Source organism: Mesorhizobium sp. M5C.F.Ca.IN.020.32.2.1 (assembly GCF_004023105.1).
Taxonomy (GTDB): domain Bacteria; phylum Pseudomonadota; class Alphaproteobacteria; order Rhizobiales; family Rhizobiaceae; genus Mesorhizobium; species Mesorhizobium wenxiniae.
In genome coordinates, this window is the sequence record NZ_RZSX01001424.1 from 1 (window position 1) to 886 (window position 886).

2 pseudogenes are annotated in these 886 nt (G+C 58.9%); one reads left to right on the forward strand and one right to left on the reverse strand.

The features are described 5' to 3' along the window. Positions 1–310, forward strand: a pseudogene (locus EOA86_RS36505) (hypothetical protein); the annotation flags it as partial. A gap of 34 nt (positions 311–344) precedes the next feature. On the opposite strand, the pseudogene EOA86_RS39155 reads toward EOA86_RS36505, so the two are convergent. After that, positions 345–886 (reverse strand): annotated as a pseudogene (locus EOA86_RS39155) (hypothetical protein); the annotation flags it as partial.

Below are 886 nucleotides of genomic sequence, written 5' to 3' on the forward strand. Positions count from 1 at the left end.
GATCTGCGGGCTGGTCGGCGGCAAAAGATTCGACATCTGCGTGGCGACCAATAATTTCGACCAATGTTTAGGCGGCGCCGTCAACCGCGGTAACCGGCCGGCCTGCTCGGCCGATCATTTCTGCCGCGAGGACTATATGTGCCAATCGCTGCCGCCCGATACGCCGGGCATTGGCAAGGTGAAAGGTGTCGGCTTCTGCTCGCCGACCTATTTTATCTTCCAGATGCGCATCGACAATCATGCCACACCGTGGTCGGGCGCCGTCCGCGCGACGATGGGCGCGGGGTTCGGCGCGGCGGAAGCGGAGTGACCGGTACCTCGTCGCAAAAATCCAAATGGATCGCCTACCGATCGAGATAATTGGCGATTTTCGATGTCCATTCACTGTCGAAATGGCGAACCCGCTCTGCGACCATTTCATTGCTCAGCAGGCTCGACAGGGCAGGAACCAAAACCGGCTCTACCGTTGGAACGGAGCTATATCCAAGAGCAGCCAGACGTTCCGACCATGGTGGATGGTCCGCCTTCTCGTCATCGGGGTCGTCCCAGGCCTTCAGTGCATATTCTTGCAGAAGGCTCGTGCTCGACAAGTCGCTGCACACCGCCAGAACTCTATCGAGCGGCGGGCGAGGCGGTGCCATCGCGCCAAGCAACTCACGCTTGAGCGGATTGTAAACCCGATCATCGAAGAACTTATCGGCTGCGGCGATCAGGAGCAGGGCGCGCGCCGCTTCGTGTGAATCGCCTGACATTGCCGCATGACGATCGGCATCGATTTCCGCTCGTCGCGATAGCCGTATTCCTTCGCGTTCCAGAGAGTACGACAGCGGAGCCAGCATCCAGTAAAACAGGCTGCCGGAAACTGTTTTTCCGGGAGGAGCATATT